An 18,675-nucleotide genomic window follows, 5' to 3' on the forward strand; every position below is an offset into this window, starting at 1 on the left:
ACTACGCCGCCAGCCCCCTACCCGGCAGGCGCGACGCTCGATAGTAGCAAGAGGCGATTGAAATAAAGAAGCAACTTGTATGCCAAGCGATACAACAGCGATTTTGTCGACAGTTGCCGGGGAAATCGGGTGGCGGCAATGCCGCGGATTCGCCGATATGCCCGAAAATCAGCAGTTGCGCACCACAGCGGTGCTTGTTTCGCCCCTGTTCGGGCTCCGGCGTTCACCGTGTTCCCAAAATGAAAAAGCGCCCCCGAGGGCGCTTTGCGGTCCAGCCGGTCACCAGACAGTGGACTATTTACAGCCTTTTGCAAAATTGTTCTGCAAGCGACTGCCCAAAAGGGTTCAAGGCGTCAGCTTGGCAAGCTTGCCGGCGCGGGCCTCTTCGACGGCCAGCACAGCGTCTTGCGGCAATAACAGGCGCGCTTGCACCAGCGCGTCGCTGGCCTGGCGCACCGCATCGACATAAGCCGCATCGCTTGCATAGCGCTCTTCAATCGAAAGACGCGGATCTTTGCGTTCCAGCCGCTCGGCCTTGGTTTGCGCGAAAGGCACAGCGCTACCCATCTGGGTGCACAAACCTTCGGCGTTATTGCTCTTGGGATTCCAACCCACATAGGTGCCGCGTGGCGCGGCTACCTGCGGCAAACGCACGCCATCGATGGCATTGCCGTCGGCATCCGCCTTGGGCATGTACAGCGGGTATTCACCTTCCACGATGGGCAAGCGGGAACCGTCCAGAATCAGGCGCGATTCTACATACGCTGCGTGATACGGCAGGCCAGGAATGGCCGGATACAAGCCCTTTGCCTGCACCAGCGTGCCGCGTGCGCGTGTCGGATACCGGCTGGCGGGCGGCGGAGTGCCTTGGCCAACCCAGGCATCCAGCGCGACGACCAAGGCGCGCGTGACGGGTTGCGGATCAATGGGGCTGGTCGGCAGCGCGCATGTCGGCATGGCTTTCGACACCGGGCTTGGGAAATGCTGCGATCCCACCACCATATAGGCGCGGACTTCTGGCGGCAGGGGCAAGTCGCGGCCTTGCGCATCGGTCACCAACTGGCTCGCGTGCGAAGCCCAGAATTCATATTCTGAATCCAGCTGCATGATGCGGGGGCAGGTGTTGGTCGCCCGGCACTGCTGCAACAGCCCGTCCAGCTTGCCGGTCAAACGGTCTTTGCTCGCAGCGTACGCGAAGGGAAATTGGTCCACCGGGTACAGGTCGTCCGCATGCGGGCCAGGGTTGCGCGACAGCTGCGCGAAACGCGTATTGGCAAAGGTGCGGCGAGCGCCAGGAATCTGCGCCAGCATGCCGTCAAAGACGCGCTTGTTCTGCAAGTCCTGGTTAAAGCCCTGGTACAGATAATCACGCAGGAAACGGCCGGATTGCGAAACACCCATGCCCAGCACCTGCTTGATCTGGCCGCCGTTCTGCGCCGCCAGCGGATTGGCGGCTACGTCGGCGCGCGCCAGGAAGGCCGTCACATCGCGCATGGCAGCAAAACCGATGCCCATCACGCCGGGGTCGCGGGCTTCATAGGTAAATTCGTAGATCGCATCGACCGGCATTGCCTCGGGGCGTGTGATCTCCACCGTGTTGTCGTCGATGAAGCGGAACGACAGGCCGGCCGGGTACTGACGCGCATCCAAGCGTTGCGCCCGGACAGACAACCGTGCCCCGGTCTGCTTGGACGCCGGGTAACTCAGGGTGACGCGCTCCGTGGCAGCGGCCTTCTTGAAAATCCATTCGTCGCGTACGGGACCCGTTACGCCTTTGACTACCGGCACATCCAGCCGCATGCCCTCGCCCTTCGGAACATCGGCCTGCCAACCTACCCACGCCAGGGTATATCCCTGCGACAGCAGAAAGCCATTGCCCGCGTCTTCTGCTTTTTCCAGGCGGCTGCTGTTGGCGATGCCGCTGCCATCAACGACCGTGCCGATCAGCTTGCGGCCGCGATTGGGCGCTTCGACGATCAAGGTGCCGTTGGGCTTGGCCGGGCGCAGAATGACAACATCCGCGCGTGCGGTCACACGGCCTTGCGCATCACGCGGGGCCAGCGCCAGGTCAGCGATCACGGCATTGCGCGGATCAGCCGGGTCCAGACTGATCGTGGCCACGCCCGTCAGCTTCTCAGCCACGCCATGATCACCGAACACGCGGCCTTCCAATGCGGGCGCCTGGCGTTCCTGAACCTCAAAACCCGTGACTTCAGCTTGGGCGCATGTGGCGCCCAACAACAACACAGGGGTCAATGCCCGCACCAGGGTATGGCGCGTTGCGCGGCGGTTCTTACGATTTGGCATGCAACTTCCTATCGAATGAATCTGGTAAACATAAAAATATCGCGGGGCGCTCAAGGCGCCCCGCGGACCTGCTGACGGTGATCAGGCGCTCAGAGCAAGCTGGCGCAGGCCGGGCTCGCGGCCGACGCGCGCGGTCTGCCCAGCCCCGCCCTGCTCGCCGCCCAGTTTGAATGCAGACACAGAAGCGTACAGACCGCCCACCTGGCTTTCCATGGATGCGGCCACGGCGGCCACCTGCTCGACCAGCGCGGCGTTTTGCTGCGTCATCTGGTCCATCTGCGCCACTGCCACGCTAACCTGCTCGATACCCGCAGTCTGCTCACGCGACGCCACAGTGATCTCGCCCACGATGTGCGTCACGCGCTGCACCGCCTGTACGATCTCGGCCATGGTCTGACCCGCCTGATTCACCAGGCTGGCGCCGGTGCTGACCTTGTCGACCGAGTCATCGATGAGGCCCTTGATTTCTTTGGCAGCCTGCGCGCTGCGCTGCGCCAGGTTGCGGACCTCGGTCGCGACCACCGCAAAACCCTTGCCGTGATCGCCCGCGCGCGCTGCCTCCACCGCTGCATTCAACGCCAGGATGTTGGTCTGAAACGCGATGCTATCGATCAGCCCGATAATTTCCGCGATGCGGCGCGAGCTGTCGGTAATGCCATCCATCGTCGTAACCACTTGGCCGACGACCTCGCCGCCGCGAGCGGCAATGCCCGAAGCGGCTTGGGCCAATTGCACAGCCTGCTCGGCGCTGCCGGCGTTCTGACGCACGGTGGCGGTCAGTTCTTCCATGCTGGCCGCCGTCTCTTCCAACGAGGCTGCCTGTTCTTCGGTGCGCGAAGACAGATCCAGATTGCCCGCCGACATCTCGCGCGCCGCGCCATTCAAGCTTTCAGCGCCGGCGCGAATTCCGCCGATCACTTCGGCCAGATTGTCCTGCATCTTGGCCATGGCGCTGATCATGCTGCGCGTATCGCCGCTGTCCAGCTCAACCGGAAGACTCAGGTCGCCGGATGCGATGCGCCCTGCGATACCGGCCGCATAAACAGGATCACCGCCCAGGCTGCGCGCCACGCTGCGCGTGATCACGAACATCACGCCCGTGACAATGGCGCCAATCAGGCCCAGGATCGCCAGCGCCTTCAGCAGGTTGTTGTGGAACGCCGTCTGGATGTCGTCCACCAGCACGCCGGACACGATCACCCAGTCCCAGGGCTGGTAATAGGAAATGAAGCTGATCTTAGGCGCGCGGTCGTCGGCATTGCCGGATTTGGAGGCTTCATATTCCACAAAGCCCTCGCCCTTTGCGCGAGCCACCTCTGCCATCGTTTTGTAATACGCGTGGCCCTGCGTGTCCTTGCGGTCACCCACCGGCTTGCCGATCAATGACGCACCAAACGGGTGCATCAACAACACGGGCTGCGTGTCCACCACGAAAACAAAGTTGTCCTTGTCGTAACGCAGTTGACTCAGTTGAGCCAGCGCCTGGCGCTTGCCTTCGTCGGCAGTCAGTTTGCCCTCGGACACGCTCTTGGCGTATGCGCCCACCACGCTGTGCGCAACCTCGACAATGCGCTCCAAGCCGTCGCGGCGCTCCTTCATCATGATGTCGCGCGCGTTCAGCGCAGACCATGCGCCCAGCGCCAGCAAACCGATCCACATCAACACCATCGCCAGCCGTAGCTTGGCCTTCAAACTCAATGCTTTCATCGTGCACCCTTGCAAGGAAACCGGACCCGCGCCCGGCACAGGCTTATCAGCGCACGAGTATGCGGGGTTAACCCTGATTCGGATTCCCATAAAACCGGGGCATGTGTACGGCTACTTGCCGATCAAGCACCCTACAGATTTCGCGTTTGCTGCCGTATGCGTGCGTGCGGGGCCGTAAGCAGAATGAAAGCTTGAAAAAAACGTGTTGCAGGCCCGTGCGATCACAATCTTCAATTTGGCGGACAAACGTTCAATACTGGGATGGCGCCCGGTGGCACATTGCGGCTGCCCCAACCCAACCGGTATTCAAGGAGTTGTTTATGTCCGTCACCGCCACCGCCACGCCCGGCGCCAAGCTGCTTTCCCCCAAAGACCACACGCTCATCATGATCGACTTCCAGTCGCAGATGGCGTTTGCCACGCATTCCATCGACGCCGTCACTCTGCGCAACAACGCCGCGCTGGTTGCGCATGCAGCGGCCGGCTTTGGCGCGTCCACCATCCTCACAACCGTTGCCGAAAAGAGTTTCTCGGGTCCGATGTTCGACGAAGTTGTCGCACCGTTCCCCGGCCAAGCGCTGCTGGACCGCACGTCCATGAACACCTGGGAAGATGCGGCCGTCATCAAGCAAGTAAACGAGATCGGCAAGAAGCGCATTGTGCTGGCCGGCCTGTGGACCAGCGTTTGCATCGTAGGCCCGGCCCTGTCGGCGCTGGACCAGGGTTTTGAGGTTTATGTCATTACCGACGCCTGCGGCGACGTGTCGGCCGAGGCCCACAACCGCGCCATTGAGCGTATCGTGCAAGCAGGCGGCCAACCGATCACTGCCTTGCAATACCTGTTGGAAATGCAACGCGACTGGGCGCGCACGGATACCTATGACATGACCACCGGCATCGCCAAGAAGTTCGGCGGCGCTTATGGCTTGGGCATCATCTACGCCAAGTCCATGTTCAACGCCCACGAAGGCTGAACGGAGGCTACCCATGAAGGTCTACCTGGTCTCGCTTGGAGTCGGCCTGTTGGTCGGCGTCATTTACGCGCTGTTTAACGTGCGATCACCCGCGCCACCGGTGATCGCCCTGGTAGGCCTTCTGGGCATCTTGGCGGGGGAACAGATTCCTCCGCTGATCAAGCGCCTGACCTCTGACAGCGCCACGCGCACATCCTGGCTGAACGAGCAGGTCAAGCCGCACATGTTTGGCGAATTGCCCAGCTGCCCCAAGCCCCCCGCCGACCCCGCCCAATCAACCGCCGAGTCATGTGGAGACAAGCGCAATGGCTGACACTCTGGACCCCACGCGCCAAGGCGCCCCCGACCTGATCCTGCATCAAGGCCGCTTCACCACGTTGGACCCGTCCAACCCCGTCGCCGATGCCGTTGCGATCAAAGACGGCCGCTTCACCCGTGTGGGCGCGGCAAGCGACATCCTGCCGCTGGCGGGCCCCGGCACCAAGGTGATTGGTCTGAACGGGCGTGGCGTGCTGCCGGGCCTGATCGACAACCACCTGCACATCATCCGCGGCGGCCTGAACTACAACATGGAATTGCGCTGGGATGGCGTGTTCAGTCTGTCTGACGCCATGGCCATGCTGCGCCGCCAGGTCGCCATCACCCCTGCCCCGCAATGGGTGCGTGTGGTGGGCGGTTTTACCGAGCACCAATTTGCAGAAAAACGGTTGCCGACCATTGAGGAATTGAACGCCGTGGCGCCTGACACGCCCGTGTTCATCTTGCATCTGTATGACCGCGCCTTGCTCAACGGCGCCGCGCTGCGCGCCGTGGGCTATGACAAGAACACCCCCGCGCCTCCGGGCGGCGAGATCGTGCGCGACGCGGCGGGCAACCCGACGGGCCTGCTGCTGGCCAAGCCCAATGCGTCCATTCTGTACGCCACGCTGGCCAAGGGCCCGAAACTGCCATTCGAATACCAGATCAACTCCACCCGCCACTTTATGCGCGACCTGAACCGCCTGGGCGTGACAGGCGCGATCGACGCGGGCGGCGGTTTCCAGAACTACCCCGAAGACTATCAAGTCATTCAGCAACTGGCCGATGCGGGCCAGCTCACCATCCGCCTGGCCTACAACCTGTTCACGCAGAAACCCAAACAGGAAAAAGAAGATTTCCTGAATTGGACCGCCACGTCGCAGTACAAACAGGGCACCGACTACTTCCGCCACAACGGCGCCGGCGAAATGCTGGTGTTCTCGGCGGCGGACTTTGAAGACTTTCGCCAGCCGCGCCCGGAAATGGGCCCAGAGATGGAAGGCGAGCTGGAAGAAGTGGTGCGCATCCTGGCGCAAAACCGCTGGCCCTGGCGTCTGCACGCGACGTATGACGAAACCATTTCACGCGCCCTGGACGTGTTTGAACGCGTCAACCAAGACGTGCCGCTGGCTGGCCTGAACTGGTTCTTTGACCACGCCGAGACCATCTCTGAACGCTCGATCGATCGCATTGCCGCGCTGGGCGGCGGTGTTGCGGTACAGCATCGCATGGCCTACCAGGGCGAATACTTCGTAGAGCGCTACGGCGCAGGCGCGGCCGAAGCCACGCCGCCCGTCAAGCGCATGCTGGAAAAAGGCGTGAATGTGTCGGCCGGCACGGATGCCACGCGCGTCGCGTCCTACAACCCGTGGGTATCGCTGTCGTGGCTGATCACCGGCAAAACCGTTGGCGGCCTGCGGCTGACGCCGCAACGCAATTGCCTGGACCGCGAAACCGCGCTGCGTATGTGGACCGAAAACGTCACATGGTTCTCCAACGAACAAGGCAAGAAGGGCCGCATTGCCATTGGCCAGCTGGCCGATCTGGTGGTGCCTGATCGCGACTTTTTTGCCTGCCCTGAATCCGATATTGCCGACACCAGCAGCTTGTTGACACTGGTAGGCGGAAAAGTGGTGTGGGGCGCGGGCGAGTTTTCTGCGCATGACGAAGCCACGCCGCCACCCGCCATGCCGGACTGGTCGCCCACTCGCCTGTTTGGCGGCTACGGCGCATGGGGCGACAACGAGGGCAAGCCTCTGCAAACCACGCTGCGCGAAGCCGCAGCCAACTGCGCCTGCCTGGCCGACTGCAATATTCACGGTCACCAGCACGCGGGCGCCTGGGCCAGCAAATTGCCTGTCTCGGATCTGCAAGGGTTCTGGGGCGCGCTGGGCTGCGCGTGCTGGGCGGTATGACAATGCGCCGCTTTATCACCGTGCCGGCTGTGCGTTGGCTGGCATTGCTGGCGCTGTGCGGCGCATACATCCAGGGCGGACTCGTCAAGTTGATGGATTTTGGCGGCGCGCAGGCCGAAATGGATCACTTCGGACTGCACCCCGCCGCACTGGCGGCTGCCGCCGTTATTGTTCTGGAACTGGGCGCCAGCGCGCTGATCCTGGCCGGGCGCCTGCGCTGGCTGGGCGCACTGGCGCTGGCCGCGTTCACCGCTGCCGCAGCGCTCATGGCCAATCGCTATTGGGAAGCCCCTGCCGATACGCGTTTCATGGCGATGAATGCGTTCTATGAACACTTGGGGCTGGCCGGGGCATGGGTCCTGGTCGCCTGGCATGACCTGACGGAGCGCCCGCATGGCCGGAACTGAACCACAAAAACCGGCCCCTGCCGCCGTCGGCGGCATGGCGCCGCTGAAACATACGCTGTTCGCGGTCCTATGGGGCGCGACCATCCTGGGCAATATCGGCAGCTTCATGCGCGACGTGGCCAGCGCCTGGCTGGTCACCGACCTGTCCACCAACCCCGCCGCAGTCGCCATGATGCAGACGGCCGCTACCCTGCCCGTCTTCCTGCTGGCGATCCCCGCAGGCGTGCTGTCCGACATCCTGGATCGGCGCCGGTTCCTGATCATCATCCAGGTGCTGCTGGCCTGCGTCAGCTTCACGCTGCTGATGATGGCCAAGACCAATACGCTGACCGTGGAATACCTGATCGCCTTGACCTTCCTGGGTGGCGTGGGCACGGCGCTGATGGGGCCGACCTGGCAGGCTATCGTGCCGGAACTGGTTCCCAAGGCTGAACTCAAAACGGCAGTTGGCCTGAATTCGTTGGGCATCAATATTGCCCGCGCGCTCGGCCCCGCAATAGGTGGCCTGCTGCTCGCCGCCTTTGGCGCGGCAGCGGCCTATGGCGCGGACGTACTTAGCTACGTGTTTGTGATCGGCGCGCTGATCTGGTGGAAACGCCCCAAGCGCGTGGACGATGGTCTGTCCGAACAGTTCTTCGGCGCCTTCCGCGCGGGTCTGCGTTTTGCGCGCGCCAGCCATGAACTGCATGTGGTGTTGCTGCGTGCGGCCGTATTCTTCCTGTTCGCCAGTTCCGTGTGGGCCTTGCTGCCGCTGGTGGCGCGCAAGATGCTGGGCGGCAGCGCCGGGTTCTACGGCATTTTGCTGGGCGCCGTTGGCGTGGGCGCGATACTGGGCGCAGTGGTCCTGCCCAAGCTGCGCCAGCGTCTGAGCACCGACGGCCTGGTCATGACCGCCGCTATAGTCGCCGCGGCAGTGATGGCCGCGCTGTCCTTCGCGCCGCCGCAGTGGGCTGCCGTATTGCTGTTGCTGCTGCTGGGCATGGGCTGGATCGTGGCGCTGACCACGTTCAATGGTGTGGCCCAGGCCATTCTGCCGAACTGGGTGCGCGGCCGCGGCCTGGCCATCTACCTGATGGTGTTCAACGGCGCGATGGCCGCAGGCAGTTTGGGCTGGGGCTTGCTGGCGCAGGAGATCGGCATACCCGCCACCTTGCTGGCTGGCGCGGCGGGGCTATTGATTGCGGGCATCCTGCTGCACCGGATGCGCCTGCCCCAAGGCGAGGCGGATCTGGACCCCTCCAATCACTGGCCCGAGCCACTGCTGGACGCGCCGGTGGCCCACGATCGCGGACCAGTCATGGTGCAGATCGAATATCGCATTCGCGTGCAGGATCGCCCGGCTTTCCTGCAAGCGCTGAAAGCCGTGGCACAGGAACGGCGCCGCGACGGCGCCTACGCTTGGGGTATAGCCGAACACTCGAGTGACCCCGAGCGGGTGCAGGAGTGGTTCCTGGTGGAGTCCTGGGCGGAACATCTGCGGCAGCACCAGCGCGTGTCCCATGCCGACGCCGACCTGCAAGGCGAAGCCCAACGCTTTCACATCGGCCCGGAAAAACCGGTGGTGCATCACTTTCTGGCGCTGGACCTGCGAGAGTCTAAGCCCGGTCCTGCCTAAGCAAAATGAAGCGGGCCAGCAATGGCCCGCTTCATTGCATACCCGCTGCATTGAATCCCCGCTTACTCGCCTAGTGCGCCGAAGCGTCCAGAAAGCGGTGTACGACACGCACGGCCGCCGAGCCTTCCGCAATGCCAGCCAACACATGCTTGACCGAGCCCGCGCGCACCGCGCCCACGGCAAACACACCCGGTTGCGAACTTTCGTAGGCGCGCGCCTGCATGGAACCTGCCGCCTCGCGGCCGGTATGGATAAAGCCCCAGTCATCGGTATCCAGGCAGCCATCCAGCCAAGCCGTGTTGGCGCCCGCAACGGCCGAGCCGTCCTCTTGCATGCCCGTGGCCACAATCAAGCTGCGCGCTTCGATCACACTGCCATCGTCCAGCCACACGCGGTACGGATAGCAAGTGCTGTCGAATGCGCTGGCCGTCCGTACCGGAAGCACCTGAGAGCCAAACCGTCGGGTCTGGTCTTCGGCCCGGCGCAATAAACCGCCGCCGCACAAGCCAGTAATGGTGCCCGGAAACCCGGGCAGCGCTTCAGTTACCGGCGATTTTGTGCAGGACAAGGCGCCGCCCACCAGTACGGTGTGCAAGCCTTCAGACGCTGCATAACTTGCCGCCGCCAGCCCCGCCGGCCCGCCGCCAATGACAGCCAGGTCCAGCACAGAATCGGGCTGCCCTGACGGGCTCGTGGAGCGCAGGATTGCGCCGCCATACGGCCTATGCCGCAAGTAACCGACGCGGCGCAGGATGAAAGCGCGCAGCAATATCTCGGCCACCGCGCGTTCGTCCAACACCAGCCGCGCCAACGATGCGCGGCTGACCCGCAGCAAGCGTGTGGTGGAGTCGGCCCGGACGGTAACGGCGTTGGGCCGGTCGGTGAACAAATCCAGGCTGCCTGTAAATTCGCTGTCACGATGCATCAGCAAACTATGCATCGCGCCAGCAGCATCGCTCTCAAAGACTTCGACGTAGCCATCCAGCACCACGTAGAACGCCGCTTCGAGATCTCCGCTATTGAGCAGCACATGGCCAGCCGGCACCGAAATCTCCTCGCCATAGGGAGCGGCCTGGCTGATCATGGCGGGCGCCAGCATCGGAAATGCCTGGGCATGCAGGGTCGGGAGGCCGCCCGCCGGACAGGTTGATGCGGCAGCGCCGCCAAGAAGGCGATTCATCATTTCACTCGTGTGTCATGCGCGAATAGAGGCAAGGTAGCGCCGGACGAACCGGCCAGTCTTGCGCACTTGCGTCCTGATTTGTCTGAAAGTGCAATCATCGCACTATTCAAGATCGCCCCGCCGCAGCGTCCAAAGGCGCCTGCCAGTTGCCCGCAGATCAAATGCCGTGTTCGCGGCGCCATGCGCCTGGCGACACGCCGACCACACTGGCGAACACCCGCGTCATATGGGCCTGATCGGCAAACCCGCATTGCAGCGCGATCTCCGTGATGGACCTGCCCGGCACCCGCAAATGCTCTTTGGCTTTTTGCACCCGCTGTTCCAGCAGCCAGCGATGAGGCGTCGTACCCACGGTCTGCCGGAAAGCCTTGATGAAATAGCTGCGCGACAGATTGCAGGCCTCGGCAATATCGGCAATGGAGCTGTCATCGCGCATGGCGGCCAGCAGCATATCCTTGGCCCGCACCTCCAGCTTGCGCGACAACACGCGCCCGCCGCCGGTATCGCCCCAGCCAGCCGTGGCGCCTGCGCCGTACTCCGACAACAGATGCGTGCCTATGGCCAGGCTGACATGGTCCACGAACAAACTGCTGGTTTCTGCGGGCCGGTCCAGCACCTGGGTCATCACCTGCGCCAAAGCCCCAAGCACGGGATCGCTTTGTCCGTTCATTGGAAGCAGGCTGCTGACCCGCGGGCCGCCTTTTTCATCGTTCACGCGTTCGATGAACGCGCGCGACATCTCAACCAGCAAAAAATCAAAACCGCCTTGCAGATCAGCCCGGTAGTCTTCGGTGAAATCGCGGATGTAGATCGATCCGTTGTCAAAATCGTGCGTCGACGCGTGGTTGCCGTGCAGGATGCGGCGCCGGTGTCCTCCGCGCAATGCCACGCCGACCAAAAAACCCCTGTCCGATGCAGGCGTGGACACATTGCCAAACTGCTCGTTGCCGGTACTTTTGCGATAAAAGGTCAGGCCTCCGCCTTCGAACTCCTGATTCACGTCCAGCTTGCTGGCGGCGCAGCCCAGCGCGTCTTTCGATGGCGCAGGCGTGGGGGGAATTCGTTGAAGTACAGGCATGTGAATCGCTTCCAAGTCGCAACAAGCGCGCTATGGGACGGAAGATAACAGGCTATGCTGCTTCGCAACAAGTACGCGCATTCATCGTAGCCATCACACACAAGCGGTCACATCGGCGCCGCTATCGCGGCAATGCGGGCGCTGGTGTCAGCGGCCCCAAAGGCGGGCCAGAACGCGGCAGCATCGGCGGCAACTTCGGCTGGCTTGGGCCGGCCCATGGCGGTGGATCACCTCGCCCAGGCGCAGCGGGCGGGTTGTAGCCCGAGCTTGGGCACGACGTTCCCAGACAATTTTGACCGGTCCGGCCCGGACTGACTGCACGCGGACACGACGTGCCCAGACAGGTGTCCGGCAAGGTACGCGCTGATTGCGGCGGGGCCGGCACGGCAGGCATCCCGTCACGGGCCAGCGCCGAACCGCAAGCCAGCGCCATCCATGCCGCCATGATCAGGAATTTCATCGCTACGCTCCACCGGGACCGTGCTTACCCGTTACAGGTAACAGCGCCATGCCGCCTCAGCACGGAAACCAGTGTGCGCGCATCCCCCACCTACTGCAAGGCGAGGGATGACCGTCTGAATCAATCCAGGCGGATGTCTGCACTTTGCACGACCTTGGCCCAGCGCGCGCGTTCGCTGGCGAAGAACTTGGCCAGTTCAGCGGGATTGCGCGTGACGATTTCCGCGCCCTGCTCGTTCAATTGCGCCTTCACGTCCGGCTGATTGACGATCTGCGCCATCAGCATGGCCAACTTCTCGGCAACCGGATCGGTCGTTGTAATTGGCGCCATCACACCCTGCCACGTGCCCGATTCGAAACCTGCAACGCCCTGTTCGGATATGGTCGGAATATCCGGCACCAGCTGCATGCGTTCGCCCTTGGAAATCGCAATGGGCCGCAGCTTGCCGGCCTTGATATGCGGCAACGTCGCCAACAGACCATTCATGATGACCTGCGTCTGTCCGCCGATGGTATCCGTCACCGCCTGCGAGCCGCCCTTGTACGGCACGTATTCCCACTGCGCGCCGGTCGCCTGCTGCACCGCCACCGCCGCCAGATGCGGCGCGCTGCCGATTGCCGTCACGGCAAAGTTCAGACGCTGCTTTTTGGACAGCGCCACCAATTCCGGCAAGGTCTTGGCCGGCACGTCGGGATGCACCGCCAACACGTGCGGCGAATAGGCCAGCATGCCCACCGAGCGCAAATCCTTGGATGGATCGAACGATAGTTTGGTGTACACAGACGGGCTGATCGCCAGCGCGCCCACATCGCACAACAGCACGGTGTGGCCTTCGGCCGCCGCCTGCACCACCAGGCCCGCGCCCAGGTTGCCGTTGGCACCCGGCTTGTTCTCAACCACAACGGTCTGCTTCAAGGCGTCGGCCAAGCGCGGCGCCAGGATGCGCGCAATGATGTCTGACGAGCCTCCGGGCGGATACGGCACGATGATGCGCACGGGGCGCGTGGGCCAATTGGCCGCGCCAGCTGCATTGGTTTGTTGCGCCCAGGCGGGCACCAACGGCGACAGGCAAAGCGCCGCGGCGCCGCCCAGGAACTGTCTCTTGCTAACGTTCATGCTGTCTCCACACTGTTTGATGTGTTCTAGGTCTGTAATTCGCGCGGCAGGAACGCGATCCCCATCGATCCATGCCGCCGCGCTCGGATTTACGCGGCGCCCCGCGTTTCGACATACAAGGCATACAGGGAATGACTGCTGGCCATGAAGAGGCGGTTGCGCTTGGCGCCGCCAAAGCACAGATTGGCGCAGCGTTCGGGCAGCCGGATATGGCCGATAGGTTTGCCCGCGGGGTTGAACACCATGACGCCGTCCAGCTCTTCGGATTTGGCGTTGGGCGAGCCGTTGCTACCCCAGCCGCACCACAGATTGCCGTCTTCGTCGCACTTGATGCCGTCAATGGCGCCAGGCCCTTGCGCGTCGATGTGAACCCGCTTGCCACTCAAGCTGCCATCCGCGCCCACGTCATAGGCCCAGACCACGCGATTCGGCTGATGCCGTGACTCCACGACGTACAACACTTTTTCATCTGGCGAAAAACACAGGCCGTTGGGTCCGGCCAAATCTTCCAGCGCCCGCGTCACACGGCCATCGGCCGGGTCGATGCGGTAGACGCCATGCGGCAGTTCCGGCGTGGCCTTGTCGCCCTCCCAGTGGCCGCCGATGCCGAATGGCGGATCGGTAAACCAAATGGCGCCGTTGCGCTGGCAGATGATGTCGTTGGGTGAGTTGAAGCGCTTGCCATCAAAACGATCCGCCAGCACGGTGATGGACCCGTCATACTCCGTGCGCGTGACGCGCCGCGTCAGATGCTCGCAGGCAAGCAGCCGGCCTTGCCGGTCTCGCGCCAGGCCGTTGCTGAAATTGGCGGGCTTGCGAAACTCGCTGATCTGGCCCGTGGTTTCGTCCCAGCGCAGGATGCGGTCATTGGGAATGTCAGACACCAGCAGGTAGCGTCCATCCCCCACCCAGACCGGCCCTTCCAGCCACCGGAATCCCGTCGCCAACTGCTCGACGCTGCTGCTGTAGATCCGATACTTGGAAAACTCCGGGTCCAGGATGCGCACGGACGGGTCCGGATAGCGTTGCTGCGGGGTGAAGCCTGACGACTGCGCCTGCACAAGGCTGGCAGGACCCAGCGCCAAGGCGGCGCCCAGCAGCCGTCGCCGGCCGGGTTGGGCCAGGGGGGCATTTTCCATCGGTGTCTCCTGTTATCGGTGTATTGCGATGGCATTGCAGAAAAGCAGGTAGCGCAGACGGCTCAGGTCACGGGACCCGGGTTGAACAGCGCCAAGGCGTTGTGCAGCTTGAGTTTTTCCGCACAGGTCTGGGTGCGGCCGCTGGCCACATCCAGCATCAAACGAAACAGTTCCCAGCCCACGTCTTCGATCGACGCCTGGCCCGTGGCAATACGGCCAGCATTCACGTCCATCAGATCGTGCCAGCGGCGGGCCAGACTATCGCGCGTGGCAACCTTGATCACCGGCACCTGAGCCAGACCATAGGGCGTGCCGCGGCCGGTGGTGAAGATGTGCAGATTCATGCCCGCCGCCAATTGCAGCGTGCCGCAGATAAAGTCGCTTGCCGGCGTAGCGGCAAAAATCAGGCCCTTTTGCGTCAGGCGGTCACCCGGTGACAGCACGCCGTGGATGGGCGACGAGCCCGATTTCACGATCGAGCCCATCGCTTTTTCAACAATGTTCGACAAACCGCCCTTCTTGTTGCCAGGACTGGTATTGGCGCTGCGATCAGCCATGCCGCGTTGCAGGTATTCGTCGTACCAGGCCATCTCGCGCACCAGCGCATCTGCCACTTCGGGCGTGGCGGCGCGTGCGGTCAACTGGTCAATACCATCGCGCACTTCGGTGTTCTCCGAGAACATCACCGTACCGCCCGCGCGCACCAGCAAGTCTGTCGCAAAACCCACGGCGGGGTTGGCCGTCACACCGGAAAACGCATCGCTGCCGCCGCATTGCACTCCCACCGTCAGCTCAGATACTGGACAGGTCTCGCGGCGGCGGGCATCGAGCTTCTGCAAGTGGCGTTCGGCCGTGCGCATGATCAGGTCGATCATCGATTGGAAACCGATGTTCTCTTCATCCTGCAACACAATCGTGTCTACGCCATTGCCATCGGCGCCCATGCCTTCGCCCGCGCGGATGGGAATGGCGTTGGGCGCCAACAGGCGCTCCGGTTGCAGCTTTTCGCAACCCAGGCTGACCACCATCGACGTGCCGCCGAAGTTCGGGTTGCGCGCAATGTTGTGCAAAGTGCGGATCGGGATTGCCGCACCGGGCGCGTCAATGGCCACACCGCAACCGTAGGTGTGCTCAATGCCCACCACATCATCAACATTGGGATAACGCGGCAGCAATTCCTGGCGTATACGCGCCACGGCATGTTCGACCACGCCTTGCACGCATTGCACCGTGGTGCTGATAGCCAGGATATTGCGCGTGCCTACGGTGCCATCGGCGTTGCGGAAACCTTCAAACGTATAGCCTTCCAGCGGCGGCAACGGCGCGATGCGCGTGCCTACGGGCAAGTCCTGCAAGGTGCGCGCCGCAGGCATCGTGGTGACACGCTCATTGATCCAGCTGCCACGCGGCAGGTCTTTAGCGGCAAATCCGATCACCACGTTGTAGCGCAGCACGGGCGCGCCTTCGGCAAGGTCCGTCAACGCCACTTTGTGGCCTTGCGGCACGGCATCCACCAATTGCAACCCGTCGGGCAGCACGGTGCCCGCAGGCAAGCCGCCTTCGTTAGCCACGATCGCCACATTGTCTTGCGGGTGAATCTTGATAAGCACGGGCGCTTGGTCTGCCGCAACCTGCATGAAGAATCCTTTTGCATAAAGGATGCGTAGTAGCGCGCATCCGGTACGTTATCGTACAACCAAGAGAATATCGCTGAAATGGGTCAGAAATAAATTTCGGGTTTCCCCTTGTTAACAAGTGCAGCCATAGGCGAACACCCTTGAATACTGATAAATGCTGTTGTACGATGACTCACCTTTTCACCACCGCAGCCCGTGTGCAGCCCTGTGTGGCTAGCCTCGGCAATACCGGACGAGCGCGCTATGACGACCCCGCAGGAACTCAAGGAAATTGTTTCGGAAGGCTTGCTGTCCTTCCCCGTTACCGATTTCGACCAGAACGGCGATTTCAACGCCAAGACCTATGCGGCCCGCCTGGAATGGCTGGCCCCGTACGGCGCCACCGCGCTGTTCGCCGCTGGCGGCACGGGTGAGTTCTTCTCCCTGGCTCCCGAGGAATACTCGGACGTCATCCGCACCGCCGTGCAAACCTGCGCTGGCAAGGTGCCGATTCTGGCTGGCGCCGGTGGCCCCACCCGCACCGCCATCGCGTATGCACAAGAAGCCGAACGCCAAGGCGCCAAGGGCATCCTGCTGCTGCCGCACTACCTGACCGAAGCCTCGCAAGACGGCATCGCCGCTCACGTCGAACAAGTCTGCAAGTCGGTCAAGATCGGCGTCATCGTCTACAACCGCGCTCAATCGCGTTTGTCGGCCGACAGCCTGGCCCGTCTGGCCGAACGCTGCCCCAACCTGGTCGGCTTCAAAGACGGCATCGGCGATATCGAAGCCATGGTCAGCATCCGCCGCAAGCTGGGCGACCGCTTCTCGTACCTGGGCGGCCTGCCCACGGCAGAAGTCTACGCAGCCGCCTACCGCGCGCTGGGCGTGCCGGTGTATTCGTCGGCCGTGTTCAACTTTGTGCCGAAGACCGCCATGGACTTCTACCGCGCCATTGCCGCGGGCGATCACGACACGACCAACCGTCTGCTGGACGATTTCTTCCTGCCCTACCTGGAAATCCGCAACCGCAAGGCCGGTTACGCCGTCAGCATCGTCAAGGCCGGCGCCAAGCTGGTCGGCCACGACGCAGGCCCCGTCCGCGCCCCGCTGACTGACCTGACCGGCGAAGAGCTGGAAATGCTGAACGCACTGATCAAAAAGCTCGGCCCCCAATAAACGGCCGCGCCAGCCCCGCATGCCTGCCCCCGATCCGGGGGCATTTTTTTCCTTGAACGGGGCACATCATTCTTTCTAATCGATCGGAGATATTCATGACTTTGACTGGCCAAATGCTAATCGGCGCGACTGCCGTACTGGGAGCTGGCGCTGCCCAGCACGCGATCAACCCCGCCACCGGCGAACGCCTGGAGCCCGGCTTTCCCGCAGGCTCGTCCGATGACGTTGCACGTGCGGCCGAATTGGCTCGCGCGGCATTCGACCCCTACCGCGCCCTGCCCTTGGAAACCCGCGCACAGTTCCTGGAGAGCATTGCCGAAGGCATTCTGGCTCTGGGCGACGCGCTGATTGAACGCACGCATTTGGAAACCGGCTTGCCGCTGGCCCGCCTGCAAGGCGAACGCGGCCGCACCGTTGGCCAGCTGCGCCTGTTTGCCCGCGTGGTGCGCGATGGCTACTTCCTGGACGCCACGATCGACCCCGCCCAGCCCGAACGTCAGCCCCTGCCACGCGCCGACCTGCGCCTGGCCAACGTGCCGCTCGGCCCTGTCGCCGTCTTTGGCGCCAGCAACTTCCCGTTGGCATTCTCGGTTGCTGGCGGCGACACGGCGTCCGCGCTGGCGGCTGGCTGCCCTGTGATCGTCAAGGCACACAACGCCCACCCCGGCGCTTCTGAAATGGTTGGCCGCGTAATCCAGGCTGCCGTCGCCAAACATGGCTTGCCCGAAGGCACGTTCTCTCTGCTGTTCGGCGCTGGCAGCGAAATCGGCACGGCGCTCGCAACGCACCCCGCCATCACTGCCGTTGGCTTCACGGGTTCCCGCCGCGGCGGTCTGGCCCTGTTTGCTGCCGCAAATGCGCGCCCGGTGCCGATCCCCGTCTACGCCGAGATGTCCAGCATCAACCCTGTGTTCCTGATGCCCGCCGCGTTGGAAGCGCGTGCCGAAGCCATCGCCAAGGGCTTTGTGGACTCGCTGGCGATGGGCGTGGGCCAGTTCTGCACCAACCCTGGCCTGGTCATCGGCGTCGAAGGCCCCGCGCTGGAACGTTTCCGTCAAGCCGCCGCACAAGCCGTGCAGGCCAAGGGCGCAGCCACCATGCTGACCCCAGGCATCTTCTCGGCCTACCAGGACGGCGCCGACGCACTGGCCAAACACGCCAGCGTCGCCACCCTGGGCCGTGGCGAAGCCTCGCAACCGGCTGCCAATGCGGCGGGCGCAGTCGTGTTCGGCACACAGGCAGACCGCTTCCTGGCATCGCACGAACTTGAAGCCGAGGTCTTCGGCCCGGCATCGCTGGTTGTTGCGTGCAAAGACGTAGAACAGATGAAAACCGTGGCCGAACACCTGGAAGGCCAACTGACCGCGACGCTGTTCGTCGACGAAGGCGACGTGGCACAGGCGCAGACCCTGTTGCCCGTGCTGGAGCGCAAGGCTGGCCGCATTCTGGCCAATGGCTACCCCACCGGCGTGGAAGTCAGCCACGCCATGGTGCACGGCGGCCCGTTCCCCGCAACCTCGAACGCAGCCTCCACGTCCGTAGGCGCCACCGCCATCCGTCGTTTCCTGCGCCCGGTCTGCTATCAGGACCTGCCCGACGCACTGCTGCCCGACAGCATCAAGCGCGGCAATCCTTTGGAATTGATGCGCATGGTTGATGGCGCCATGAAGACCGCTTGATG

At 63.2% G+C, this 18,675-nt stretch carries 14 protein-coding genes; 7 read left to right on the forward strand and 7 right to left on the reverse strand.

Going from position 1 to position 18,675, the window contains the following annotated elements:
- Positions 1–345: 345 nt before the first annotated feature.
- Positions 346–2,307 carry an alpha/beta hydrolase domain-containing protein gene (locus RAS12_RS07815; RefSeq protein WP_306946957.1) on the reverse strand — a complete coding sequence of 654 codons (1,962 nt, stop codon included), beginning with the start codon at positions 2,305–2,307 and terminating at the stop codon, positions 346–348.
- An 81-nt stretch (positions 2,308–2,388) separates the two neighbouring features.
- Complete coding sequence (locus RAS12_RS07820) at positions 2,389–4,014, reverse strand: methyl-accepting chemotaxis protein (RefSeq protein WP_306946959.1); 1,626 nt, start codon at positions 4,012–4,014, stop codon at positions 2,389–2,391.
- A 320-nt stretch (positions 4,015–4,334) separates the two neighbouring features.
- Between RAS12_RS07820 and RAS12_RS07825 the strand changes: the two genes are divergently transcribed.
- The 5 genes from RAS12_RS07825 to RAS12_RS07845 are packed head-to-tail and all read left to right on the forward strand — an operon-like array spanning position 4,335 to position 9,223.
- Positions 4,335–4,988, forward strand: a complete 654-nt coding sequence (locus tag RAS12_RS07825; RefSeq protein ID WP_306946961.1) for a hydrolase — start codon at positions 4,335–4,337, stop codon at positions 4,986–4,988.
- 13 nt (positions 4,989–5,001) lie between these two features.
- Entirely contained in the window at positions 5,002–5,301 is a 300-nt protein-coding gene (locus RAS12_RS07830; RefSeq protein ID WP_306946962.1) for a XapX domain-containing protein, read from the forward strand.
- Entirely contained in the window at positions 5,294–7,201 is a 1,908-nt protein-coding gene (locus RAS12_RS07835) for an amidohydrolase (RefSeq protein WP_306946965.1), read from the forward strand. The genes RAS12_RS07830 and RAS12_RS07835 overlap by 8 nt, the downstream gene beginning before the upstream one ends.
- Positions 7,202–7,203: 2 nt before the next feature.
- The gene (locus tag RAS12_RS07840) at positions 7,204–7,608 is read left to right on the forward strand and encodes a DoxX family protein (RefSeq protein WP_371321254.1); all 405 of its coding nucleotides are present in this window, start codon (positions 7,204–7,206) and stop codon (positions 7,606–7,608) included.
- The gene (locus tag RAS12_RS07845; RefSeq protein ID WP_306946970.1) at positions 7,595–9,223 is read left to right on the forward strand and encodes an MFS transporter; all 1,629 of its coding nucleotides are present in this window, start codon (positions 7,595–7,597) and stop codon (positions 9,221–9,223) included. The genes RAS12_RS07840 and RAS12_RS07845 overlap by 14 nt, the downstream gene beginning before the upstream one ends.
- Positions 9,224–9,293: 70 nt before the next feature.
- Here RAS12_RS07845 and RAS12_RS07850 read toward each other — a convergent pair whose 3' ends face one another.
- From RAS12_RS07850 to garD, 5 genes are all read right to left on the reverse strand, one after another.
- On the reverse strand, positions 9,294–10,406 hold the full coding sequence (locus tag RAS12_RS07850) for a cyclic nucleotide-binding domain-containing protein (RefSeq protein ID WP_306946972.1): 1,113 nt from the start codon (positions 10,404–10,406) through the stop codon (positions 9,294–9,296).
- A gap of 157 nt (positions 10,407–10,563) precedes the next feature.
- Complete coding sequence (locus RAS12_RS07855; protein ID WP_306946974.1) at positions 10,564–11,484, reverse strand: helix-turn-helix domain-containing protein; 921 nt, start codon at positions 11,482–11,484, stop codon at positions 10,564–10,566.
- 580 nt (positions 11,485–12,064) lie between these two features.
- Entirely contained in the window at positions 12,065–13,060 is a 996-nt protein-coding gene (locus RAS12_RS07860; protein ID WP_306946976.1) for a Bug family tripartite tricarboxylate transporter substrate binding protein, read from the reverse strand.
- Positions 13,061–13,149: 89 nt separating this feature from the next.
- The gene (locus tag RAS12_RS07865) at positions 13,150–14,199 is read right to left on the reverse strand and encodes an SMP-30/gluconolactonase/LRE family protein (RefSeq protein WP_306946978.1); all 1,050 of its coding nucleotides are present in this window, start codon (positions 14,197–14,199) and stop codon (positions 13,150–13,152) included.
- Positions 14,200–14,261: 62 nt separating this feature from the next.
- Positions 14,262–15,836, reverse strand: a complete 1,575-nt coding sequence (gene garD / locus RAS12_RS07870; protein ID WP_306946980.1) for a galactarate dehydratase — start codon at positions 15,834–15,836, stop codon at positions 14,262–14,264.
- A gap of 243 nt (positions 15,837–16,079) precedes the next feature.
- Between garD and kdgD the strand changes: the two genes are divergently transcribed.
- Both kdgD and RAS12_RS07880 read left to right on the forward strand, forming a co-directional pair.
- Positions 16,080–16,994, forward strand: a complete 915-nt coding sequence (gene kdgD / locus RAS12_RS07875) for a 5-dehydro-4-deoxyglucarate dehydratase (RefSeq protein ID WP_306946984.1) — start codon at positions 16,080–16,082, stop codon at positions 16,992–16,994.
- A gap of 95 nt (positions 16,995–17,089) precedes the next feature.
- Positions 17,090–18,673 carry an aldehyde dehydrogenase (NADP(+)) gene (locus RAS12_RS07880; RefSeq protein WP_306946986.1) on the forward strand — a complete coding sequence of 528 codons (1,584 nt, stop codon included), beginning with the start codon at positions 17,090–17,092 and terminating at the stop codon, positions 18,671–18,673.
- Positions 18,674–18,675 lie beyond the last annotated feature (2 nt).

It is taken from the genome of Achromobacter seleniivolatilans (assembly GCF_030864005.1).
GTDB lineage: Bacteria > Pseudomonadota > Gammaproteobacteria > Burkholderiales > Burkholderiaceae_B > Achromobacter > Achromobacter seleniivolatilans.

Excerpts from the sequence above, each read along its gene's own strand:
- RAS12_RS07815 (WP_306946957.1), bottom strand. The coding sequence starts at position 2,307 with ATGCCAAATCGTAAGAACCGCCGCGCAACGCGCCATACCCTGGTGCGG.
- RAS12_RS07830 (WP_306946962.1), top strand. The coding sequence starts at position 5,002 with ATGAAGGTCTACCTGGTCTCGCTTGGAGTCGGCCTGTTGGTCGGCGTC.
- RAS12_RS07880 (WP_306946986.1), top strand. The coding sequence starts at position 17,090 with ATGACTTTGACTGGCCAAATGCTAATCGGCGCGACTGCCGTACTGGGA.
- RAS12_RS07850 (WP_306946972.1), bottom strand. The coding sequence starts at position 10,406 with ATGATGAATCGCCTTCTTGGCGGCGCTGCCGCATCAACCTGTCCGGCG.
- RAS12_RS07820 (WP_306946959.1), bottom strand. The coding sequence starts at position 4,014 with ATGAAAGCATTGAGTTTGAAGGCCAAGCTACGGCTGGCGATGGTGTTG.
- RAS12_RS07825 (WP_306946961.1), top strand. The coding sequence starts at position 4,335 with ATGTCCGTCACCGCCACCGCCACGCCCGGCGCCAAGCTGCTTTCCCCC.
- RAS12_RS07840 (WP_371321254.1), top strand. The coding sequence starts at position 7,204 with ATGCGCCGCTTTATCACCGTGCCGGCTGTGCGTTGGCTGGCATTGCTG.
- RAS12_RS07835 (WP_306946965.1), top strand. The coding sequence starts at position 5,294 with ATGGCTGACACTCTGGACCCCACGCGCCAAGGCGCCCCCGACCTGATC.
- RAS12_RS07855 (WP_306946974.1), bottom strand. The coding sequence starts at position 11,484 with ATGCCTGTACTTCAACGAATTCCCCCCACGCCTGCGCCATCGAAAGAC.
- RAS12_RS07865 (WP_306946978.1), bottom strand. The coding sequence starts at position 14,199 with ATGGAAAATGCCCCCCTGGCCCAACCCGGCCGGCGACGGCTGCTGGGC.
- RAS12_RS07860 (WP_306946976.1), bottom strand. The coding sequence starts at position 13,060 with ATGAACGTTAGCAAGAGACAGTTCCTGGGCGGCGCCGCGGCGCTTTGC.
- kdgD (WP_306946984.1), top strand. The coding sequence starts at position 16,080 with ATGACGACCCCGCAGGAACTCAAGGAAATTGTTTCGGAAGGCTTGCTG.
- RAS12_RS07845 (WP_306946970.1), top strand. The coding sequence starts at position 7,595 with ATGGCCGGAACTGAACCACAAAAACCGGCCCCTGCCGCCGTCGGCGGC.
- garD (WP_306946980.1), bottom strand. The coding sequence starts at position 15,836 with ATGCAGGTTGCGGCAGACCAAGCGCCCGTGCTTATCAAGATTCACCCG.